15 protein-coding genes are annotated in these 20,550 nt (G+C 62.6%); 13 read left to right on the plus strand and 2 right to left on the minus strand.

Features of this window, described 5'->3' with window-relative positions; translation table 11 throughout:
• Positions 1-6 precede the first annotated feature (6 nt).
• The 8 genes from QYS36_RS00515 to QYS36_RS00550 all read left to right on the plus strand — a co-directional run bounded on the left by QYS36_RS00515 (position 7) and on the right by QYS36_RS00550 (position 10,188).
• Entirely contained in the window at positions 7-1,467 is a 1,461-nt protein-coding gene (locus tag QYS36_RS00515) for a sel1 repeat family protein (RefSeq protein ID WP_308837635.1), read from the plus strand.
• Positions 1,464-2,885 carry an alginate export family protein gene (locus QYS36_RS00520; protein WP_308837636.1) on the plus strand — a complete coding sequence of 474 codons (1,422 nt, stop codon included), beginning with the start codon at positions 1,464-1,466 and terminating at the stop codon, positions 2,883-2,885. Before QYS36_RS00515 ends, QYS36_RS00520 begins: the two co-directional genes overlap by 4 nt.
• Before the next feature lie 13 nt (positions 2,886-2,898).
• Positions 2,899-4,326, plus strand: a complete 1,428-nt coding sequence (locus tag QYS36_RS00525; RefSeq protein ID WP_308837637.1) for an MBOAT family O-acyltransferase — start codon at positions 2,899-2,901, stop codon at positions 4,324-4,326.
• Between the two features lie 9 nt (positions 4,327-4,335).
• Positions 4,336-5,439, plus strand: a complete 1,104-nt coding sequence (locus tag QYS36_RS00530) for an alginate O-acetyltransferase (protein ID WP_308837638.1) — start codon at positions 4,336-4,338, stop codon at positions 5,437-5,439.
• A 15-nt stretch (positions 5,440-5,454) separates the two neighbouring features.
• Positions 5,455-6,102, plus strand: a complete 648-nt coding sequence (locus QYS36_RS00535) for an alginate O-acetyltransferase AlgF (RefSeq protein WP_111461096.1) — start codon at positions 5,455-5,457, stop codon at positions 6,100-6,102.
• Between the two features lie 62 nt (positions 6,103-6,164).
• A complete protein-coding gene (locus QYS36_RS00540; protein WP_230124955.1) occupies positions 6,165-7,562 on the plus strand; it encodes an alginate biosynthesis protein AlgX in 1,398 nt (465 codons plus the stop codon).
• The gene (locus tag QYS36_RS00545; protein WP_308837639.1) at positions 7,553-8,659 is read left to right on the plus strand and encodes a polysaccharide lyase; all 1,107 of its coding nucleotides are present in this window, start codon (positions 7,553-7,555) and stop codon (positions 8,657-8,659) included. Before QYS36_RS00540 ends, QYS36_RS00545 begins: the two co-directional genes overlap by 10 nt.
• A 17-nt stretch (positions 8,660-8,676) precedes the next feature.
• On the plus strand, positions 8,677-10,188 hold the full coding sequence (locus tag QYS36_RS00550; RefSeq protein WP_308837640.1) for a right-handed parallel beta-helix repeat-containing protein: 1,512 nt from the start codon (positions 8,677-8,679) through the stop codon (positions 10,186-10,188).
• 170 nt (positions 10,189-10,358) lie between these two features.
• On the opposite strand, the gene typA is transcribed toward QYS36_RS00550, so the two are convergent.
• Both typA and thiI read right to left on the minus strand, forming a co-directional pair.
• Positions 10,359-12,179, minus strand: coding sequence for a translational GTPase TypA (gene typA / locus QYS36_RS00555; protein WP_308837641.1), 1,821 nt, complete (start codon positions 12,177-12,179; stop codon positions 10,359-10,361).
• A 172-nt stretch (positions 12,180-12,351) separates the two neighbouring features.
• Positions 12,352-13,806, minus strand: a complete 1,455-nt coding sequence (gene thiI, locus QYS36_RS00560) for a tRNA uracil 4-sulfurtransferase ThiI (protein ID WP_308837642.1) — start codon at positions 13,804-13,806, stop codon at positions 12,352-12,354.
• Between the two features lie 327 nt (positions 13,807-14,133).
• Between thiI and glnA the strand changes: the two genes are divergently transcribed.
• The 5 genes from glnA (at position 14,134) to ntrC (ending at position 20,184) form a co-directional block, all read left to right on the plus strand.
• Positions 14,134-15,540, plus strand: a complete 1,407-nt coding sequence (gene glnA / locus QYS36_RS00565) for a glutamate--ammonia ligase (protein ID WP_308837643.1) — start codon at positions 14,134-14,136, stop codon at positions 15,538-15,540.
• A 392-nt stretch (positions 15,541-15,932) separates the two neighbouring features.
• Entirely contained in the window at positions 15,933-16,457 is a 525-nt protein-coding gene (locus QYS36_RS00570) for a DUF4124 domain-containing protein (RefSeq protein WP_308837644.1), read from the plus strand.
• Between the two features lie 5 nt (positions 16,458-16,462).
• Positions 16,463-17,086 (plus strand): DUF4124 domain-containing protein, encoded by a 624-nt coding sequence (locus tag QYS36_RS00575; protein ID WP_308837645.1) that lies wholly within the window; start codon positions 16,463-16,465, stop codon positions 17,084-17,086.
• A gap of 579 nt (positions 17,087-17,665) precedes the next feature.
• Positions 17,666-18,751, plus strand: coding sequence for a nitrogen regulation protein NR(II) (gene glnL / locus QYS36_RS00580; RefSeq protein WP_374990402.1), 1,086 nt, complete (start codon positions 17,666-17,668; stop codon positions 18,749-18,751).
• Positions 18,748-20,184 carry a nitrogen regulation protein NR(I) gene (ntrC, locus tag QYS36_RS00585; RefSeq protein WP_308837646.1) on the plus strand — a complete coding sequence of 479 codons (1,437 nt, stop codon included), beginning with the start codon at positions 18,748-18,750 and terminating at the stop codon, positions 20,182-20,184. The genes glnL and ntrC overlap by 4 nt, the downstream gene beginning before the upstream one ends.
• Positions 20,185-20,550: the final 366 nt, after the last annotated feature.

Consider the following 20,550-nt stretch of genomic DNA (forward strand, 5'->3'; position numbering starts at 1 on the left):
TCGGCCATGAAGCTGCTACCGCCTTACGCCACTCTGCTCGGAACCGCGCTGCTTGGCATCAGCTTCAGCGCAACTGCAGTCGCCGGGCAGAGCCTGGAGCAGATCCGTTATGCACTGTTCAAGGATCCGGCTGCCCCGGTAGAAGCCGACCTGCGGGTGCTGGCCGAGCGTGATCGCTCGGCTCAGCACCTGCTGGGCAACGTGCTCGCCAGCGACCCGGCGAAAACCCGCGAAGCCGCACAGGTCTACCAGGCGGCGTTCGATGACGGCCGCGGCGATATTGCCGCCCTCGGCTCCCTTGCCCGCCTGCTGGATCGCAGCCCCCGCCTGCGTCTCGAGCTTGCCCCCTACATGCGCGACGCCCTGCAGCGTTTTCCCCACGACCGTGACGTGCGCAGCCTCAACACCAGCCTGGAAGTATTCGTCAGCTACCCGGCGCTGTTCACCGTCGCCCAGGTGCACAGCCTGATCGCGCTGTACGACCGCTCCTGCCTGATGCAGTGCAGCAGCGACTTCTACCGAGCGGTACTGGCTGAGCGGCAACAACAGCCGGACCAAGCCAAGACCTGGTACGAGCGCGCGATCATGACCGACGTGCGCGCGGTCGATCGCTACTACCAGCTGCTCGGTGAGCAACGCGATCCGCTGTTCGCCGCGTTTGCCCGCAGCCGGATCAGTGAGGCCAACCGCATGCCGGTCGAGGTGGTTCATCGCATCGGCACCCAGCTCGACAGCATCAGCGCCGAACGTTCGGTGGGCCTGCGCTATCCGCTGCCACCCAGCCAGGCAGAGCTCGATCGCCTGCCCGAGGCGCAACGCAGCGCGCGCCGCGAGCAGATCGACCAGGTGCGCACGCAGATCGAAAACGAAGCCAAGACGCTGCGCGGCGACGCGCTGCTCTGGCTCGACAATGCGGTCAATCGTGGCTGGGTGCCGGCCATGGTCGCCAAGGTCAATTTCATGACCTCATCACCGACCGAGAACAGCGCCGAAGAAACGGCGGCGCTTATCGACCGAGTCGCGCAAAGCGAGCCGAGCCGGGCCAAGGCACTGCGTGTCTCGCTGTACCTGGTGACCAGTTGGACCACCCTCGATCCCTACAAAGCCCAGGCGCTGATCGAGGAACTCGCCGCCAGCCGCTACCGCGATGCCGAGCTGCTGCAGGGCGACCTGTACAGCCACGGCGGCCTTGACGAGCCCGACCAGCAGAAAGCCCTGGCGATCTACCAGCGCATCTCGGCCGGTGGCTCGTCCACGGCCTATTACCGCATGGCATCGGTGTACGCCAGCGCCCGCGCGATCTGCTACGACCCGGTCAAGGCCTATGCCTATGCACGCGTGGCCGTCGACTACGGCGACAGCCGCGCCCGCAGCCTGGTGCTCGAACTGCAGCGCACGCTCACCCCGAGCGAACTCGACAAGGCCCAACTCATGCACGCCACTCTGCTCAAGGATGCGCCGCAATGACCCCCATCAAGCTGTACGGTTTGAGTGCGCTGACGCTCGCCCTGCTCCACTCACACGCCTGGGCCGAAGACCAGCCCGCGCCCGTCCAGCCCTTCGCCGAACCAGTGGTGACCTCGGAGTTTTTCCAGAAGCTGACCCTGCAAACCGGCTACGGCCCGCAGGACTCGACCGTCGGCAACGGCCGCAAGGTCTTCCAGAGCTACCGCTACGAGCCCTCGTTCACCTGGTATTCCCCCGAAAAACGCTGGGCCAAGTGGCAGGTGTTCGGGCGTGCCTGGGTCAACTACAACACCAGCCAGACCTCTACCGGGTTGCAGGAAGACAACAGCAGCAACCGTGAAGCGCGCGAACGCCCCGAGTATTTCTACTCCGAGCTGCGCGAGTTCTACGTGCGCCGCAACCTGCTTGGCGATGACCCGCGCTACTCGCTGACCGTGGGCCGGCAGAGCTACTCCGATCGTTACGGCATCTGGTGGGACGACACCTTCGAATCGGTGCGCTTCAACTATCAGGACGCCAACAGCAGCGGCTTCCTCGCCGCCGGCAAGAAGTTCTATTACTACAACACCGATATCAACACCCTCGACGAGACCGACGAGGACATCGTCTACGCCATGGGCGAGTACGCCTGGCGTTGGACCCAGGGGCATACCGCAGGCGTACGCATGCTGTATGAAAACGACTACTCCGATAGCAACGTCAATGATCGCCAGGACTTCACAGGCCTGCGCGCCGGCCTGTTCTTCGAGGGGCAAAACCTCGACCTGGCGCCGCTCAGCGATTATCACCTGGAGCTCGCGACCCTGCGCGGCAACATCGACAGCACCGATGGCAATGGCCTGCAGAGCAGCGACGGCACACGCGGCTGGGCGCTGCTCGGCGAGGTGGGTAAACGCTTTCAGGATCTGCCCTGGACGCCGCGCTTCGCGCTGCGTGGCGGCATCACCGACAAACCGGACGACGGCAACGATGGCTTCTACCTCAACCGCATCCAGTCTGACCGCGTCGTCGACCCGGAACGCTACAGCTCGCGCCTGATCAGCTCGTTCATCAACGTCAACGTGCGCAACCTGCAGTACTACGGCTTCGCGCTGGAAACCCAACCGACACCGCGCACCTCACTGGATTTCAAGGTCAGCGACCTGTACCTGCGCAACGAGAATGGCGAGCTGCCCATTCGCATCGACAGCGACCAGCGCCGCGCCCGCAACCAGCAGATCGCCCTGGGCAACAACAACGGACGCTCCATCGGCCAGGTGGTGGATGTGAACTACTACTGGCGGATGTTCCCGATCGCCTACCAAGGCAAACACCTGAACCTCAACACCCTGGTCAGCGCCAGCTACCTGCGCGCGGGTGATGCGGTGCAAAGCGGCGACGACTACCAGCTGACGCTGGGCGTCGTGATTCGCTACTGAGAGTGCATGGACCATGGTTTTCTCATCAAACACCTTCCTGTTCCTGTTCCTGCCCATCTTCCTGATCTGCTACTACCTGGCGCGCCCTGGCTGGCGCTCAGGCGTGATCGTGCTGGGCAGCTACCTGTTCTATGCCTGGTGGCGTCCGGACTTCCTGCTGCTGTTCTTCGCCATCACCTACTGGAACTACTGGTTCGGGCTGCGCATCAAGAGCCAGCTCGACCAGGGCAACAAGCAGCGTGCCTTCCGGCTGCTGTGGCTGGGCATCATCGGCAACCTGTCGACGCTGGGGTACTTCAAGTACGCCAACTTCGGTATCGATGTGATCACCGCGGCGTTGCAACCGCTGGGCATCAATACCTTCACCCTGGAGCACATCATCCTGCCCCTGGGGATCTCGTTCTACGTGTTCCACGCGCTCAGCTACATCGTCGACATCTACCGCAAGGACGCCGAGCCCACCAACAACCTGGTCGACTTCGCCGCCTTCGTGGCGCTGTTTCCGCACCTGGTAGCCGGCCCCATCCTGCGCTACAGCCTGCTGGCACCACAGTTGCGGCAGCGCACCCACTCCATGGAGCTGTTTTCCCTGGGGGTCAGCCGTTTCATGCTGGGCTTCATCATGAAAGTGCTGATCGCCGACTCCCTGGCGCCGATGAACAGCCTGTTCATCCGCGAGCCGGAGCTGCAATTCACCGATGCCTGGTTCGGCCTGTTCATCTCCACGCTGCAGCTGTATTTCGATTTCGCCGGGTACAGCAACATGGCCATCGGCCTGGCGCTGATGATGGGCTTCAGGTTCGCCGAAAACTTCAACCAGCCCTGGGTATCGCAAAGCGTCACCGAATTCTGGCAACGCTGGCACATAACCCTCGCGCACTTCCTGCGCGACTACGTTTACATGCCACTGGTGCGCAAACGCATCGCCGGGCCGATGGTCGCGCTGGTCTACACCATGCTGCTGTCGGGGGTCTGGCATGGCGCGAGTATCGCCTTCGTGTGCTGGGGCCTGTTCTTCGGCGTCGCCATGGTGGTCGAGCGCAAACTGGGCATCGCCACCAAGCTCAACACGCCCTACAACTTCCTGCGCAATATGCGCACCTTCGTGTTGATCGGCGTGAGCATGCCGCTGTTCTTCACCAGCAACATGGCCCACAGCCTGGATATCTATGCCGGTATGTTCGGCTTCAACGGGTTCGGCTCGCTGGATCTCTACACCCTGGGTGCATCGCGGATGGCCATCGCCTTCGTGGCGCTCGCCGTCATCTGGCTGGTGCTGGCCGGCATCAACAACGTGCGTTTTTATGCGGGCAACAAGACCGGCTACTTCATGCGCCATGTCGGCGGCATGCAGAGCCTGTTGCTGTGGTGCGGATTCCTGCTCTCGCTGAGCAGCCTGACCGCGAACTCCTTCTCACCGTTTCTCTACTTTCAGTTCTAGGAGAACGTCATGTTTCCGGTGATGAGTTCGGCCCACAAACTCAACGGCTACCTGTTTTGCCTGATGCTTGCCGGCATGCTGCTTTACTCGCTGCCGGCGGTGGTCAACTTCAGCAAGTCACAGACCGATGCGTTTTCGCTGTTCATGGACGGCAAGCTGCTGCGCAAGTTCGAACAGCACTACGACAAGGACATTTTCCTGCGCGACCCTTCGGTCAGGCTGTGGGCCGATATCCAGTACCAGGTATTTGGCGAAGGCCGACCCGGCGTGGTGCTGGGCAAGGATGGCTGGCTCTACACCAATCAGGAATACCTGATCCCCAACGACCTGACTGCCAACCTGAACAATCAACTCGAGAGGATCGCCAAGGTTCACCAGCTGCTGCAGGAGCACGGCAAACAGCTGGTGTTGCTGCCGGTTCCGATGAAGCTGGATATCTACGCGGAGCATGCCAGCTCGCCTGTCGATCCACGGGCATTGGAGCTGTACGCACGCTTCGTCAGAGAGCTCGGGCAACGCCAGATCGATACGGCGGCGGTGCAGCAGGCCTTCAGGCGCCAGCGTGATGATGCCGAGCTGTTCGTCAGGACGGACACCCACTGGAGCCCGGCAGGCGCGCGGCTGGCAGCCCAGGAATTGGTCAGGCAGTACCCGCAGCTGCGCGGTGAACAGCCCTACGTCAGCAGGCCGGTTGGCGAGAAGGTGGTCAAGGGCGACCTGCTCAACTACGTCCAGTTCGATCCGAACCTGGCGCCTCAGCTGTTCAAGCCCGTCACCATTGCGCTCTACGAAACCACCAACGACGCGCAGAACGTCGATGAAGACAGCCTGTTCGGTGAACAGCAGCAATCGCTCGCGCTGGTGGGCTCCAGCTACAGCAAGATCGATGACTGGAACTTCGTCGGCTTTCTCAAGGAGGCGCTGCAAAACGACCTGGTGAGCATGGCCGTCGAGGCACGCGGGCCGTTCCAGGCGATGGACGAATTCACCCGCAGCGAACTGCTGAGCAACCCACACATCCAGACCGTGATCTGGGAATTCCCATTGCGCACCGTTCTCGCCCAGCGCGACGGTAGCAAAAGCTGGCAAACCGCCCAGCACCAACCCTTCTAACGTCGAGGACATACCATGCCGACCATCGTTTCACGACTGCTGCTGGTGCTGGGCCTGCTCGGGCCAGCCCTGCAGGGCGTGCAGGCCCAGGAAGTCAACGCGGATCTGTACGACGCAGTCGCCCCGGCGAACTCTGCCTTCGTGCGGGTGCTCAACCTCAGCAGCGGCGTCGTCGACGTCAGCCTGAGCAGCAAGAAAACAGCCCAGAAAGTCGGCCCGGAGCAACTCGGCGCCTACCGCTTCACGCCACCGGGCAAAACGCTGCTGAGCGTCGGCGCTGCGCGCCTCGAAACGGATCTGCAGGCCAACAGCGCCAGTACCTTGCTGTACGCCAACGGCAGCCTCACCGAGCTCAAGGACATTTACGTCAACGAGCCCAAGAAAGCCCAGCTGGCGTTCTACAACCTCACCGACACGCCAACCGCCCTGAAAACCGCAGACGGCAAACACGAAGTGGTTGCCGCCATCGGCAAAGCGCAGACCGGCGGGCGCATGGTCAACGAATTCAAGATTGCCTTCGCCGCCTATGCGGGTGACCGGAAGGTGGCCAGCTTCGACGAGATGTTCCTGAAGAAGGGTCGTTCCTACAGCTACGTACTGCTGCCCGAAGGCAGCGGCTATCGCGCCATCAGCCAAGCCAACGCCATCGACCCGGCTGAGTGAAGGATGCACACACCGCCCGGCCGCTGGCCGGTGCCTGGCCAACACGACCCTAAAGCGCGCCTATGAAGAAGACACTGCAATACGTACTGGCCACCACCCTCGCCCTATCCAGCCTGCCCAGTGTCGCCGACACCGAAAAGGCTGATTGCGACGGGCTCGAATGCCTGATCTGCTCGGCGGTCACCGATCCGGGCCAGTACCAGGGCCGCGGCATGAAGCTGATGAGTTTCATCACCCCCGGCGAAGATCGCTGGCTGTTCCGCTCCTCGGTGGACCTGGTCAATGAGTTCGGCATCCCGCCGGCCATGCAACCCGAGTTCGCCCGCCTGGTGAAAACCTTCGCGGCCAAGGGCACCCATGTGGCGATTGCCGTGCAACCGACTCGCGGCCTGATGCACCATGACAAGGTGCGCCCTGACCGCGCCTATGGGTTCGACTACATCAAGGCCAGCAGCAGCCTGGGCAGGTTCCAGCAGCAGCTCAGAGCCGGCGGTGCGATCGTGCCGGACATGCTTGCGGTGGTGAAGAACCCGCCCAAGAACGACTACTTCTTCCGCCGCGATTCGCACTGGACGCCCTCGGGGGCCCAGGTAACCGCGCGCGCGCTGGCCGATGAAATCATGCGCCAGCCGTTCTACGCGACCCTGAGCAAAAAGGCCTACCGCACCGAGCCGGGGGTGACCATTCCCAAGAATGGCATTCTCGACATGGCGCTGGAGCGGATCTGCCACAACACCTACGGGTATCAGTTCGTGAAGAACTACCGCACCGTGCCGGACTCGTCCGACGCCAGCGGCCTCTTCGAAGATGCGCCCGATCCCGAGGCGGTGCTGGTCGGCACCAGCAACTCGGCGGCCCGTGAAGACGAAACCCGCCAGTACAACTTCGATGGCTACCTCAAGGAATACCTGAGCATCGACGTGCTCAACTTCGCGCTGCCCGGCGCCGGACAGGACGGCGCCCTGCTGGAATACCTGCTTTCGAGCAGCTATTCGCCCGACAAGCCGCCGAAACTGCTGCTCTGGGAATTGCCGGCCAACTACAGCCTCGACAGTCCCTATCTGTATCGCCAGCTGATTCCCGCCATCAATGGCGGTTGCAGCAAGGCCGAGGCGCTGATGGCCAACACCCAGCAGCGACCGTCACTGAAGGTCAACGACCGCATCGAGCTGCTCAGCAACGCCGGGGACAAGCGCCAGGATCTGCGCAACGCCAAAGCCTTCATCGACTTGAAGATCAGTGACAAGAGCGTCAAGGACTTCTACCTGATCACCTATTATGACAATGGCGCCCGGGACAAGGTGTGGATGCGCAGGCAGGCAGCGGTAACCGGTGGTCAGTACTATCTGGAGCTCAGCCCTTCAGCGGACTACAAGGATGCCAACCTGCTCTCGGTGTTTCTGGAAACCACCGCGCCGCTGGCCAGCCCCACGTCACTGGAAGCCAAGATATGTCGCTGAAGCGCCCCCTGGCATTCGCTGCGCTGCTCATGCTCAACCAGGTGCCTGCCCAGGCCACTGAATCGATCTGGGCGACGCAGAGCAATGCGCTGGTCGCCAGCCCGGCCGACTATCGGCTGCTCAACTGCCCGCGCAAACCTCCCGCGCCCTACACGGGGTCCTTGCAGCTGCAAAGCAAATACGACCAGAGCGACAGCAGCAAATCGACCCTGATTGTGCAGCCCAAGGAAACCGCGCGGATTGCCGAGTTGATCAAGGGCTACATCGGCAACCTGGTCGCTGCCGCCAACCAGTTCCAGCGCGCCAAGGAGGCCGAGCAGGCGCGCCTCGACCTGGCCTGTATCGACCAGTGGCTGAATGTCTGGGCCAAGGGCGGCGCGCTGCGCAACCCGGATGCAAGCGGCACCGGTATCGCTTCACGCAAGTGGGCGCTTGCCGCCATCGCCTCCACCGTGCTGAAGGTCCAGGCACTCAGTGGCGGCGCGTTCGCGCTCAACGCAGCGCAGCGCAGCTGGCTGCAACAGCTCGCCGAACAGGTGATTGCCGAGCACCGGCCACGCCAACAGCCGGACTTCGCCTACTTCAACAACCATGATTACTGGGCAGGCTGGGCCGTAGCGGCCACCGGCATGCTGCTCGGGCGCGACGACTTCCTGGCCTGGGCCGACCTCAATCTGCGTCGTGGGCTGGCCCAGGCGACAGCGTCGGCGAGCGCTGATGCGCGCTACCTGCCCCTGGAAGTGGCGCGCGCACAACTGGCGGCGGACTACAGCAACTACGCCATGGTGCCCCTCACGTTGCTGGTCGAAGCCGCCGAGCACAACGGCCGCCCGCTGAACGCCCAGGAGCGGCAAAGGTTTCAGCAACTGGCCAACTTCACCGCCCGCGCCGTGCTCGAGCCGCGAACCTTGCCGGAGCTCGATAACCGCAAGCAAAAGAAGGTCGGCAGCCACAAGATGATCTGGCTGATCCCGTTTCTCAACCGTTATCCCGACCACGCCTGGGCCCGTGCGCTCTACGACGACCAGGACGGCGAGGTCGACAATTACAGCCAAATTGGCGGGCGACTGAAGCCGCTCTACAGCCGCTTCAAATGACTCCGGGAAAGATGCCAATGCTAAACAAACAGATTCTGCGCCAAACCGCCATCTCGCTGGCTCTGCTGGCCGGCCTCGGCAGCCAGGCGCTCGCCGCCGATTGGCAATGGGCCACGGAAACCGAACAGCGTGCGCTGGCCGATCAGCTGCGCCAGCGTATCGACCAGCAGCTGCCGCGCCCGAGCCTCTCGGCCCCGCGTGGTAGCGCGCAGGTCGTTCTGCAACCGATGTTCTCGGCGCAAGCCGGCAGCTGGCCGTTCGAGCCCTTCGTCAACAATGGCCTGTTCCGGGCCATCGCCAGTTATCAGCCCAGCCACCCGCAGGCGATCACCATCAGCGGTGGAGCGATCACCCTGGAGCAATTGCGCCAGCGCCTGGCCGACGCCAGCATCATCAAGCCCTACAAGGATGGCTACCTGCTCAGCTACCCGCTGATGATCGCCCCTGGCGGCGCGCTGCTGGTGCAAAACACCAAGCTCTATCTGTACACGCCCAGTGGCACAGCGCTGATCAACCAGGGCACGCTGAGCATTCGCAACGCCACGGTGCAAAGCGTCAGCGAGGGCGATAGCGCCGATACCGACCGTCCATTTCGCCCCTTCATCATCGCCTGGGCCGGAAGCAGTACCGAAGTCAGCGACTCGCAGCTCAGCAAGCTCGGTTACAACGCCCACCTGTCACGTGGCTTGACCAGCGCGCGCAGCGCGGCGCAGACCTCTGTACCACCCGCCCAGGTGCTGATTCGCGACAGCCGCTTCGATGCGCTGTCCAGCGTCGAGTTGCAGTATGCACAGGCGTCGATCGAGCGCAGCGAATTCACCAACCTGCAGCAATACGGCATCGACCTGCAGGACAGCCGCCTGAACCTGGCCCACAACCGTATCACCCAGGTTCGCAACCAGAGCGGCATCCGTGTGCGCGGCTCGAGCAGCGGGCTGATCGCCCACAACAAGGTGCTGCAGGCGAGCAAAGCAGGCATCGAGATCAGCGACCAGCAAGGTGACCTGGTGCTCGCCGACAACCAGATAGGGGCCTCCAAGGGCAACGGCGTACTGCTGCGCAATGTGGGCAGCAACAGCGCCAGCACCCTGCTGCTGGTCGGTAACCTCATCGGCAACAATGACGCCAGCGGCATCTACGCCGACAACCTGCAGCGTGGCTACCTGATCGACAACCGGATTCAGGGCAGCCCGGACTATGCGATCAGCACACTGAACCCCCGTGATCAGCACAGCGAACTGGTGATCATCGGCAATACCCTGAGCCAGATCGGCAACGCACTGATTCGTACCGAAGGCCTGCAGTCACTGACCCTTGGTAGCAATGACTACCAGCTGGGACCAATCACCCAGAGCGTACTGGTCGGTGACCTGCTGCCGCTGCAGAGCCTGTTGCTCGACGCCACCTACAAGCGCGGCTGCCTGATTCAGGTCAAACCGGCCAGCGCGACCGAGGCCGGCTTCCCGCGCAAGCGCGCCTGTAGCAAAACCATCCTCGGCGCGACAACGGGCCGCAACCTGAATATGTGAGCCACACGGCGGCAGCGTCCGCGGGCGCTACCGCCTCCTGTCGCCATTAGCGGCTGTGCTGTTGACGTCGCTGTCAGCCGCCCATAGCGATTGCCCCAGGGATGACACGCACAAAAAAGCCCCCGCCGGTTCACACCGGCGGGGGCTTTTTCTAGTCAGCTAGAACCGGATCAGTTCTTGGCTTTCTTGGCAGCGCGGGTACGCTCGCCTTCGTCGAGGATCTTCTTGCGCAGACGGATCGACTTCGGCGTCACTTCGCACAGCTCGTCGTCCTGGATGAATTCCAGGGCCTGTTCCAGGGTGAAGCGCACCGGCGGCACCAGGGCGATGGTTTCGTCCTTACCCGAAGCGCGCATGTTGTCGAGCTTCTTGCCTTTGGTTGGGTTGACGCCCAGGTCGTTGTCGCGGCTGTTCAGGCCGATGATCTGACCGTTGTAGATTTCCTGGCCGTGCTCGACGAACAGCTTGCCGCGCGCCTGCAGGGTTTCCAGGGAGTAGGTCAGTGCCTTGCCGGTATCGATCGATACCAGTACGCCGTTCTGGCGGCCGGACATGTGGCCCGACTTCATCACGTCGTAACGGTCGAAGATCGAGGTCAGGATGCCTGCACCGTTGGTCAGGGTCAGGAAGGCGTTACGGAAGCCGATCAGACCACGGGCCGGGATGTTGTATTCCAGGCGTACGCGACCCTTGCCGTCCGGCACCATGTTGCTCAGGTCGCCTTTACGCAGACCCATCTCTTCCATGACCTTGCCCTGGGATTCTTCCGGGATGTCGATGGTGACGTTTTCATAGGGCTCGTGTTTCACGCCGCCCACATCACGGATGATCACTTCCGGACGACCAACGCCCATTTCGAAGCCTTCGCGGCGCATGTTCTCGATCAGTACCGACAGGTGCAGTTCACCACGGCCGGAGACCTTGAACTTGTCGGCCGAGTCGCCTTCTTCAACGCGCAAGGCAACGTTGTAGAGCAGCTCCTTGTCCAGACGCTCCTTGATGTTGCGGCTGGTGACGAACTTGCCTTCCTTGCCGCAGAACGGCGAATCGTTGACCTGGAAGGTCATGGATACGGTCGGCTCGTCGACGGTCAGCGGGGTCAGCGCTTCGACGTTGTTCTGGTCGCACAGGGTGTCGGAGATGAACAGCTCGTCCATGCCGCTGACGCAGACGATGTCGCCGGCGGTGGCTTCTTCGACGTCCACACGGTGCAGACCGTGGTGGCCCATCAGCTTGAGGATACGGCCGTTACGCTTCTTGCCGTCGACGTCGATGGCGGTAACCGGGGTGTTCGGCTTGACGCGACCACGGGCGATACGGCCAACACCGATGATGCCCAGGAAGCTGTTGTAGTCCAGTGCCGAGATCTGCATCTGGAACGGGCCGTCGACGTCGACGTTCGGCGCCGGCACGTGATCGACGATGGCCTGGTACAGCGGGGTCAGGTCGTCGGCCATGTCGGTGTGGTCGAGGCCGGCGATGCCGTTCAGGGCGCTGGCGTAGACCACCTGGAAGTCCAGCTGCTCTTCGGTGGCACCGAGGTTGTCGAACAGGTCGAAGATCTGGTCCATGACCCAATCCGGACGCGCGCCCGGACGGTCGATCTTGTTGATCACCACGATCGGACGCAGGCCGGCTTCGAAAGCCTTCTTGGTCACGAAGCGGGTTTGCGGCATCGGGCCGTCCTGGGCGTCAACCACCAGCAGTACGGAGTCCACCATCGACATCACGCGCTCTACTTCACCGCCGAAGTCGGCGTGGCCGGGGGTGTCGACGATGTTGATGCGGTAGTTGTTCCACTTGATGGCGGTGTTCTTGGCCAGAATGGTAATACCGCGCTCTTTTTCCTGGTCGTTGCTGTCCATCACGCGCTCGTCGTTGAGCTCGCTGCGCTCCAGGGTGCCGGACTGACGCAGCAGGGCGTCGACCAGGGTGGTCTTGCCATGGTCAACGTGGGCGATGATGGCGATGTTGCGGAGATTCTCGATCACAGTAGTGGTCTCGTAGGTTGGGTCGGGCTACCCAGCAAGTGCATTCAGGGCCCAACGCGAAAAATCGGAATTAAGGATACAGGCAGTCTGTTAACGCTGTGTGGCGGCAAGGGCGCCACCAATCGGGTCGGGAGGGCGATGGCGGATACTGCCGCCATTGAGCCCGGGCGTCTTATGCCGGACGATAAACGCGCACATTGGCATGTCCCTCGCTCAGCAGGTGGTGGGCATGCAGGCGACTCATCACGCCTCGATCGCAATACAGGAGGTACTGGCGGTTGGCGTCCAGTTCCTTGAAACGGTTGTTGACGGCATAGAACGGCATGGCCTGCACGTCGATGCCGGCGAGTTCGAGCGGCTGGTCTTCGACCTGGTCGGGGTGGCGAATGTCGATCACCACCTGGCCTGGCAAGGCCTCGGCGACTTCCTCGACCTGCACGTCCTGACCCAACTCTTCGATCACCCGATCAATGGCGATCAGCCGGGCCCGTTCGAGGGCGCGGTCGAGCACGGCCATGTCGAACTGCTCTTCCTCGTAAACGACGCGGTTGGGCTTGGCCTTGGTGGTCGGGTTCACCGAAATCACGCCGCAGTATTCTGGCATGTGGCGGGCGAACTCGGCGGTGCCGATTGCCTCGGCGGTATCGATGATGTCCTGCTTGTGGCTGGCGATCAGCGGGCGCAGTACCAGCTTGTCGGTCACCGCGTCGATCACCGAGAGGTTCGGCAGGGTCTGGCTGGATACCTGGCTGATCGCCTCGCCGGTCACCAGCGCGTCGATCTGCAGGCGCTCGGCCAGGCGGCTGGCGGCGCGCAGCATCATGCGCTTGAGGGTGACGCCCATGTAGCTGTTGTCGACCTTGCCGAGAATTTCGCCGAGCACTTCCTCGAACGGCACGCTGATGAACAGCACGCGCTGCGAGCGGCCGTATTTCTGCCACAGGAAGTGGGCAACTTCCATCACCCCCAGCTCATGGGCGCGGCCGCCGAGGTTGAAGAAGCAGAAATGGGTCATCAGGCCACGGCGCATGATCTGGTAGGCAGCGACGGTGGAATCGAAACCGCCGCTCATCAATACCAGGGTCTGCTCCAGCGAGCCCAGCGGATAACCGCCCAGACCCGGATGCTGGTGATGAATGACGAACAGGCGATCGTGGCGGATCTCGATGCGCACTTCGATTTCCGGCTTCTTCAGATCGATGCCTGCGGCGCCGCACTGCTGGCGCAACTGGCTGCCGACATAACGCTCGACATCGATGGAGGAGAAGGTGTGGCGGCCGCCGCGCTTGCAGCGCACCGAGAAGATCTTGCCCGGCAGCAGATCACCATAATGCAGCCTGCACTTGGCGGCGATGTCGTCGAAGTCGCCCAGCGGGTATTCGTCGATCTGCAGAAAATGCTGGATGCCCGGCACGCAGCTCAGGCGCTCGATGATTTCCTGCAGAACCTTGGGCTCGGCCACCTCGGTTTTCACTTCCAGATTGTCCCAGACACCCGTCACCTGCAGCTGCGGGTCGAGATCACGCAACACCAAGCGGATGTTCTTGGCCAGCTGCCGAATGAAGTTCTTGCGAACCGGCGGGCTCTTGATGGTGATTTCCGGGAAGACTTTGACGATCAGTTTCATGGGAGCAAATATCGGGCGCCAGGGCCTGAAAAACAGGGGCGCGGATTATAAAGGAAATTGCTCAACCTTTGATCGAAATCCGCAAACAATCTGTCATCGCACCAAAATAGAGCAATGAACCAGCAAGGCGCACCAATAAAGAGCCATCATGGTTGCTTTTGTGCCATCGACACCCGCTACAACGCTGATTTTCGGGGCATGCGTCCAACACGGGGCACTGGCATGCATATTGCTCCCTTGTGAGGCAGGGTGTCCTGGCCGACTATCAGGCCCGGCGTCACGAACTCAAAGAAGGGTCAACGAGACCCTATCCACCTGGAGGACAACATGTCTAAGGCCGTTCAACTGATCAAAGAACACGACGTGAAGTGGGTAGACCTGCGCTTCACCGACACCAAGGGTAAGCAGCACCACGTGACCATGCCGGCCCGTGACGCCCTGGACGACGAATTCTTCGAAGTCGGCAAGATGTTCGACGGCTCCTCCATCCATGGCTGGAAAGGCATCGAAGCCTCCGACATGATCCTGCTGCCGGACGACAGCACTGCCGTGCTCGACCCCTTCACCGAAGAGCCGACCCTGATCCTGGTCTGCGACATCATCGAGCCGAGCACCATGCAGGGCTACGATCGTGACCCACGCTCCATCGCGCGTCGCGCCGAGGAATACCTGAAGAGCACCGGTATCGGTGACACCGTATTCGTAGGCCCGGAGCCCGAGTTCTTCATCTTCGACGAAGTGAAGTTCAAGTCCGACATCTCCGGCTCCATGTTCAAGATCTACTCCGAACAAGGTTCCTGGATGACCGACCAGGACGTCGAGGGCGGCAACAAGGGCCACCGCCCTGCCGTCAAAGGTGGTTACTTCCCGGTTCCGCCTTGCGACCACGACCACGAAATCCGTACTGCCATGTGTAATGCCATGGAAGAAATGGGCCTGGTCATCGAAGTTCACCACCACGAAGTGGCGACTGCCGGCCAGAACGAAATCGGCGTGAAGTTCAACACCCTGGTTGCCAAGGCTGACGAAACCCAGACCCTGAAGTACTGCGTGCACAACGTGGCCGATGCCTACGGCAAAACCGCTACCTTCATGCCCAAGCCGCTGTATGGCGACAACGGCTCGGGCATGCACGTGCACATCTCGGTCTCCAAAGACGGCAAGAACACCTTCGCCGGTGAAGGCTATGCCGGCCTGTCGGAAACCGCGCTGTACTTCATCGGCGGCATCATCAAGCACGGCAAGGCCCTGAACGGCTTCACCAACCCGTCGACCAACTCCTACAAGCGTCTGGTTCCAGGCTTCGAAGCACCGGTCATGCTGGCCTACTCGGCCCGTAACCGCAGCGCCTCGATCCGTATCCCGTACGTGTCCAGCCCGAAAGCCCGCCGCATCGAAGCGCGCTTCCCGGATCCGGCTGCCAACCCCTACCTGGCCTTCGCAGCACTGCTGATGGCCGGCCTGGACGGTATCCAGAACAAGATCCACCCTGGCGACGCAGCGGACAAGAACCTGTACGACCTGCCGCCGGAAGAAGGCAAGCTGATCCCGCAGGTGTGCGGCAGCCTGAAAGAAGCCCTGGAAGAGCTGGACAAGGGCCGCGCGTTCCTGACCAAGGGCGGCGTATTCTCCGACGACTTCATCGATGCCTACATCGAGCTGAAATCGGAAGAAGAAATCAAGGTGCGCACCTTCGTGCACCCGCTGGAATACGACCTGTACTACAGCGTCTAAGCAGGCGGTTGAAAAGCGTAGGCGAGGCAGCCGACGCGAGGCAAAAACAGCCGAAAAAGCGGAGTGTACGAGTTGTACATGAGCATTTTGAGGCTGTTTTTTTAACGACGCGGCGGCAACGTAGGTAGTTTTTCAACAGCCTGCTAAGCCAGTCTCGCTACCGCTGGTAGCACACCGAAACCTCCCCGGTTCTGCCGGGGAGGTTTTTTTATGGCCGGCCATCCCTGGCGGCCACCCTGCGGGCCGCCGCAAGCGACGTTAAAAATGGCTTCCGGCGATTTTTTATGCCCGGTTATTTTTCGGCGCCAGTGCAAATCCCTGGCGTAGCGTGCTTGCCAGCACGGCGAAGCGATGCAAGGCTATCGACATCATTGACTGCGGAGACCGGCCCGATGCGCCGCCTGCTCACTTGCCTGCTGCTGATCCTGGCCCTGCCGGTCAGCGCACAGATCTACAAGTACACCGACGCCAACGGCAACACGGTGTTCACCAACCAGCCGCCCGAAGGCACCAAGGCCGAGAGCGTCGAGCTCAAGCCGATCAATACCACCGAGCCCGCCAAGGCCGCCCAGGAGCAAACGCCGCGCCTCAGCGAGCTGCCGGCCGAGCCCTACCAGATTCTCGAGTTGCGCGACCTGCCGGATGAAGAAGCATTGCGTGCCAACAACGGCACCTTCTCCGTGGGCGTGACCATCGAGCCGCGCCTGGGGCCGGGCCACACCCTGCGCCTGCTGCTGGACGGCAAACCCTACGGCACCCCCAGCAGCGTGCCGCGCCTGCAACTGACCGAAGTCGACCGCGGCGAGCACAGCCTGGCCGTTGCCGTGATGCAGGGCGAACGCATCGTCCAGCAGAGCGAGACGCGCACCTTCACGGTGCAGCGGGTCAGCACCAACAGCCCGGCCCGGGGTCAGTGAGGCCCATGCGCACGCTGCTTTTCGCCCTGCTGCTGGTCGCCCTGCCGAGCGTTGCCCAGGTGTATACCTACGTGGATGCCGAGGGTAACCGGGTATTTACCGACAGCCCCCGCGACGGCAACGCCAAGCAGGTGCAGATGGCCCCATCCAACCGTATCGAGCCGCCAACCCGACGCCTGTCACCACCCGCCGCTGCCACACCCGCCGGGCCGATCCTCAGCTACGAAGTACTGCGCATCACCATTCCGCAGCCCGACGCGACCATCAACGACAATGCGGGCAACCTGATCGTCACCGCCAATGCCGAGCCGGGCCTGCACCCCGGCCACAGCTACCGCCTGCTGCTCGATGGCCAACCCTACGGCACCGCAGGGCGCAGCCCGGTATTTGCCCTGGAGAACATCGACCGCGGCACCCACCAGATCGCCGTGGAAATCATCACCGAAGGCGGCATCATCGTCGAGCGCACGCCCAGCCAGCCGTTTCACATGAAGCGCGTGTCCCTGGCCCAGAAGCGCAAGGTTCGCCCTTGCGAAAAAGACGATTACGGCGTGCGCCCCGAGTGCCCGATCGAAGACAAACCCAAGGAAGAAGACAAGGGCATCATCAGCATCCTGCCCTTCCTTTAAGAGCCTGTTCAGGATCCTTCGGCTCGACTTCAGCTTTGCCTGCAAAGTGGCGTAAGCGGCCGTTCTCTATGTAGGGTGGATGACGCTCTTTTCATCCACCATTGCGATCGCAGAGCGGTGGACGGATGAAGCGTCGTCCACCCTACGACAGGCCGCTTTTGCCTTGCATCAGCCTCTTTAATGTCGCCTAAAAGATGGTGTGCAGGTTCCAGGTCCGGCCGCCCTGATTAACCAGCCATCCACGCGCACCATTAAGGTGCGCATTGGCGCACCGATTTCTATACTCGTCCCAAATTGGCACACGCCTGCCCATGCCACTGCGCCGAAAAGAAGCCGAATCCAGGGTTTTATTGCTGTCTGCGCTTCTTTGCGGGGCTTTGGTTTGCTTCTTGCATTTTCTCCGTCACTGCCGCGAGCCGAGCAATGCTGCTCTCGCTTGCCGGCCCTTCTGCCCATACCGCACGAGGAACGACTTTTGGCTGGCCCACACCCGCAACGAGACTTGCCACGCTGCGCCACGTTGCCAGACGACGACCCTGCCGTGCTCCAGGCACCCTGCACGCTGATGGGCGCAGTACGATGATCATCAACGACGCCCTGCACCGCCTGCTGCTCGACAACCTGACCACGGCGACCCTGCTGCTCAACGCCGACCTGCGCCTGGAGTACATGAACCCCGCCGCAGAAATGCTCCTGGCGGTCAGCGGCCAGCGCAGCCATGGCCAGTTCATCAGCGAGCTGTTCACTGAAACCCGCGAGGCCCTGGGGGCCCTACGCCAGGCCGTGGCCGAGGCGCATCCGTTCAACAAGCGCGAGGCGGTGCTGACCACCCAGACCGGGCAGAGCCTGACCGTCGACTACGCGGTGACGCCGGTACTCAGCCGTGGCGAAACCATGCTGCTGCTCGAGGTACACCCGCGCGATCGGCTGCTGCGCATCACCAAGGAAGAGGCCCAGCTGTCCAAGCAGGAAACCACCAAGCTGCTGGTTCGCGGCCTGGCCCACGAGATCAAGAACCCCCTGGGCGGCATTCGTGGCGCCGCCCAGTTGCTGGCCCGCGAGCTGCCGGAAGAAAGCCTCAAGGATTACACCAACGTGATCATCGAGGAGTCCGACCGCCTGCGTAACCTGGTCGACCGCATGCTTGGCTCCAACAAGTTGCCGTCCCTGGCGATCACCAACGTGCACGAGGTGCTCGAGCGCGTCGCCAGCCTGGTGGAAGCGGAAAGCCAGGGCAGCGTGGTGCTGGTGCGCGACTACGACCCGAGCATTCCCGACCTGATCATCGACCGCGAGCAGATGATCCAGGCAGTGCTCAACATCGTGCGCAACGCCATGCAGGCGCTGGCCTCCAAACCCGAACCGCGCCCAGGCCGCATCACCCTGCGCACACGCACCCTGCGCCAGTTCACCATCGGCTATATCCGCCACCGCCTGGTGACCAAGATCGAGATCATCGACAACGGCCCGGGCATCGCCCAGGAACTGCAGGAAACCATCTTCTATCCCATGGTCAGCGGGCGTGCCGACGGCACCGGGCTGGGCCTGGCGATTACCCAGAACATCATTAGTCAGCATCAAGGCCTGATCGAATGCGAGAGCCACCCCGGGCAAACCGTGTTCTCGATCTTTCTGCCGCTGGAACAAGGAGCAACCCCGACATGAGCCGTAGTGAAACCGTATGGATCGTTGACGACGACCGCTCCATCCGCTGGGTCCTGGAAAAAGCCCTGCAACAGGAAGGCATGAGCACCCAGAGTTTCGACAGCGCCGATGGCGTGCTCGGCCGCCTGACCCGTCAGCAGCCGGACGTGATCATTTCCGACATCCGCATGCCCGGCTCCAGCGGCCTGGAGCTGCTGTCGAGCATCCGCGAAATGCACCCGCGCCTGCCGGTGATCATCATGACCGCGCATTCCGACCTGGACAGCGCCGTGGCCTCGTATCAGGGCGGTGCGTTCGAGTACCTGCCCAAGCCCTTCGACGTCGACGAGGCGGTGTCACTGGTCAAGCGCGCCAACCAGCACGCCAAGGAGCAGCAGGGCCTGCACGTGCCAGCCGTGCAGGCGCGCACCCCGGAAATCATCGGCGAAGCGCCGGCGATGCAGGAGGTGTTTCGCGCCATCGGCCGCTTGAGCCACTCCAACATCACCGTACTGATCAACGGCGAATCGGGTACCGGTAAAGAGCTGGTCGCCCATGCCCTGCACCGCCACAGCCCGCGGGCGGCCTCGCCGTTCATCGCGCTGAACATGGCGGCGATTCCCAAGGACCTGATGGAATCCGAGCTGTTCGGCCACGAGAAAGGCGCCTTTACCGGCGCGGCCAACCAGCGTCGCGGGCGCTTCGAGCAGGCCGACGGCGGTACCCTGTTCCTCGACGAGATCGGCGACATGCCGGCCGACACCCAGACCCGCCTGCTGCGCGTGCTGGCCGATGGCGAGTTCTACCGGGTCGGCGGCCATACGCCGGTCAAGGTGGACGTACGCATCATCGCCGCCACTCACCAGAACCTGGAAAGCCTGGTCACCGCCGGCAAGTTTCGTGAAGACCTGTTCCACCGCCTCAACGTGATCCGCATTCACATTCCGCGCCTGTCGGATCGCCGCGAAGACATCCCCACCCTCGCCCGCCATTTCCTCAGCCGCGCCGCCACCGAGCTGGCGGTCGAGCCCAAGCTGCTCAAGAGCGAAACCGAGGACTACCTGCAGCAACTGCCGTGGCCCGGCAACGTGCGCCAGCTGGAGAACACCTGTCGGTGGATCACCGTGATGGCCTCGGGGCGCGAAGTGCATGTCGACGACCTGCCACCCGAGCTGCTGGTGCAGCCCCAGGACAACGCCCCGGTCAGCAACTGGGAACAGGCACTGCGCCAGTGGGCCGACCAGGCCCTGGGCCGTGGCCAGTCGAACCTGCTCGACACGGCAGTACCGGCCTTCGAGCGGATCATGATCGAGACCGCCCTCAAGCACACCGCCGGCCGCCGCCGCGACGCCGCACTGCTGCTCGGCTGGGGACGCAACACCCTGACCCGCAAGATCAAGGAGCTGGGCATGAACGTTGGCGGCGCCGAAGACGACGACAGCGACGACAACTAAGCCGCGCCGCGACACCGAGAACGCCGCGCCCCGAACAGGGTGCGGCGTTTTTTATGGGCGCTCTGCACGCTTGCCCAATGCGCCCGTAGCCTGTGGTTGAGCAACGCGAAACCCAGGAAGCCCCCCCGGGTGTCGCTGCGCTCGACCCGGGCTACCGATACTACAGGCATGAGTGGTGTGGGAGCGGGCCATGCCCGCGATGCAGGCGCTGCCGATGCCAGCCAGCCAGCCAGCCAGCCAGCGTATTGAATCATCGAGACCTGCGCCGCACGTTCCATCGCCGTTCGCGGGCATGGCCCGCTCCCACATTCGTCCCGCAGGCAACTCTGTCCCCCCGAAGAACTCATGCCATCAGCCCGTAGCCTG

The sequence above is a fragment of the Pseudomonas sp. G34 genome, assembly GCF_031119625.1.
Classification (GTDB): Bacteria; Pseudomonadota; Gammaproteobacteria; order Pseudomonadales; family Pseudomonadaceae; genus Aquipseudomonas.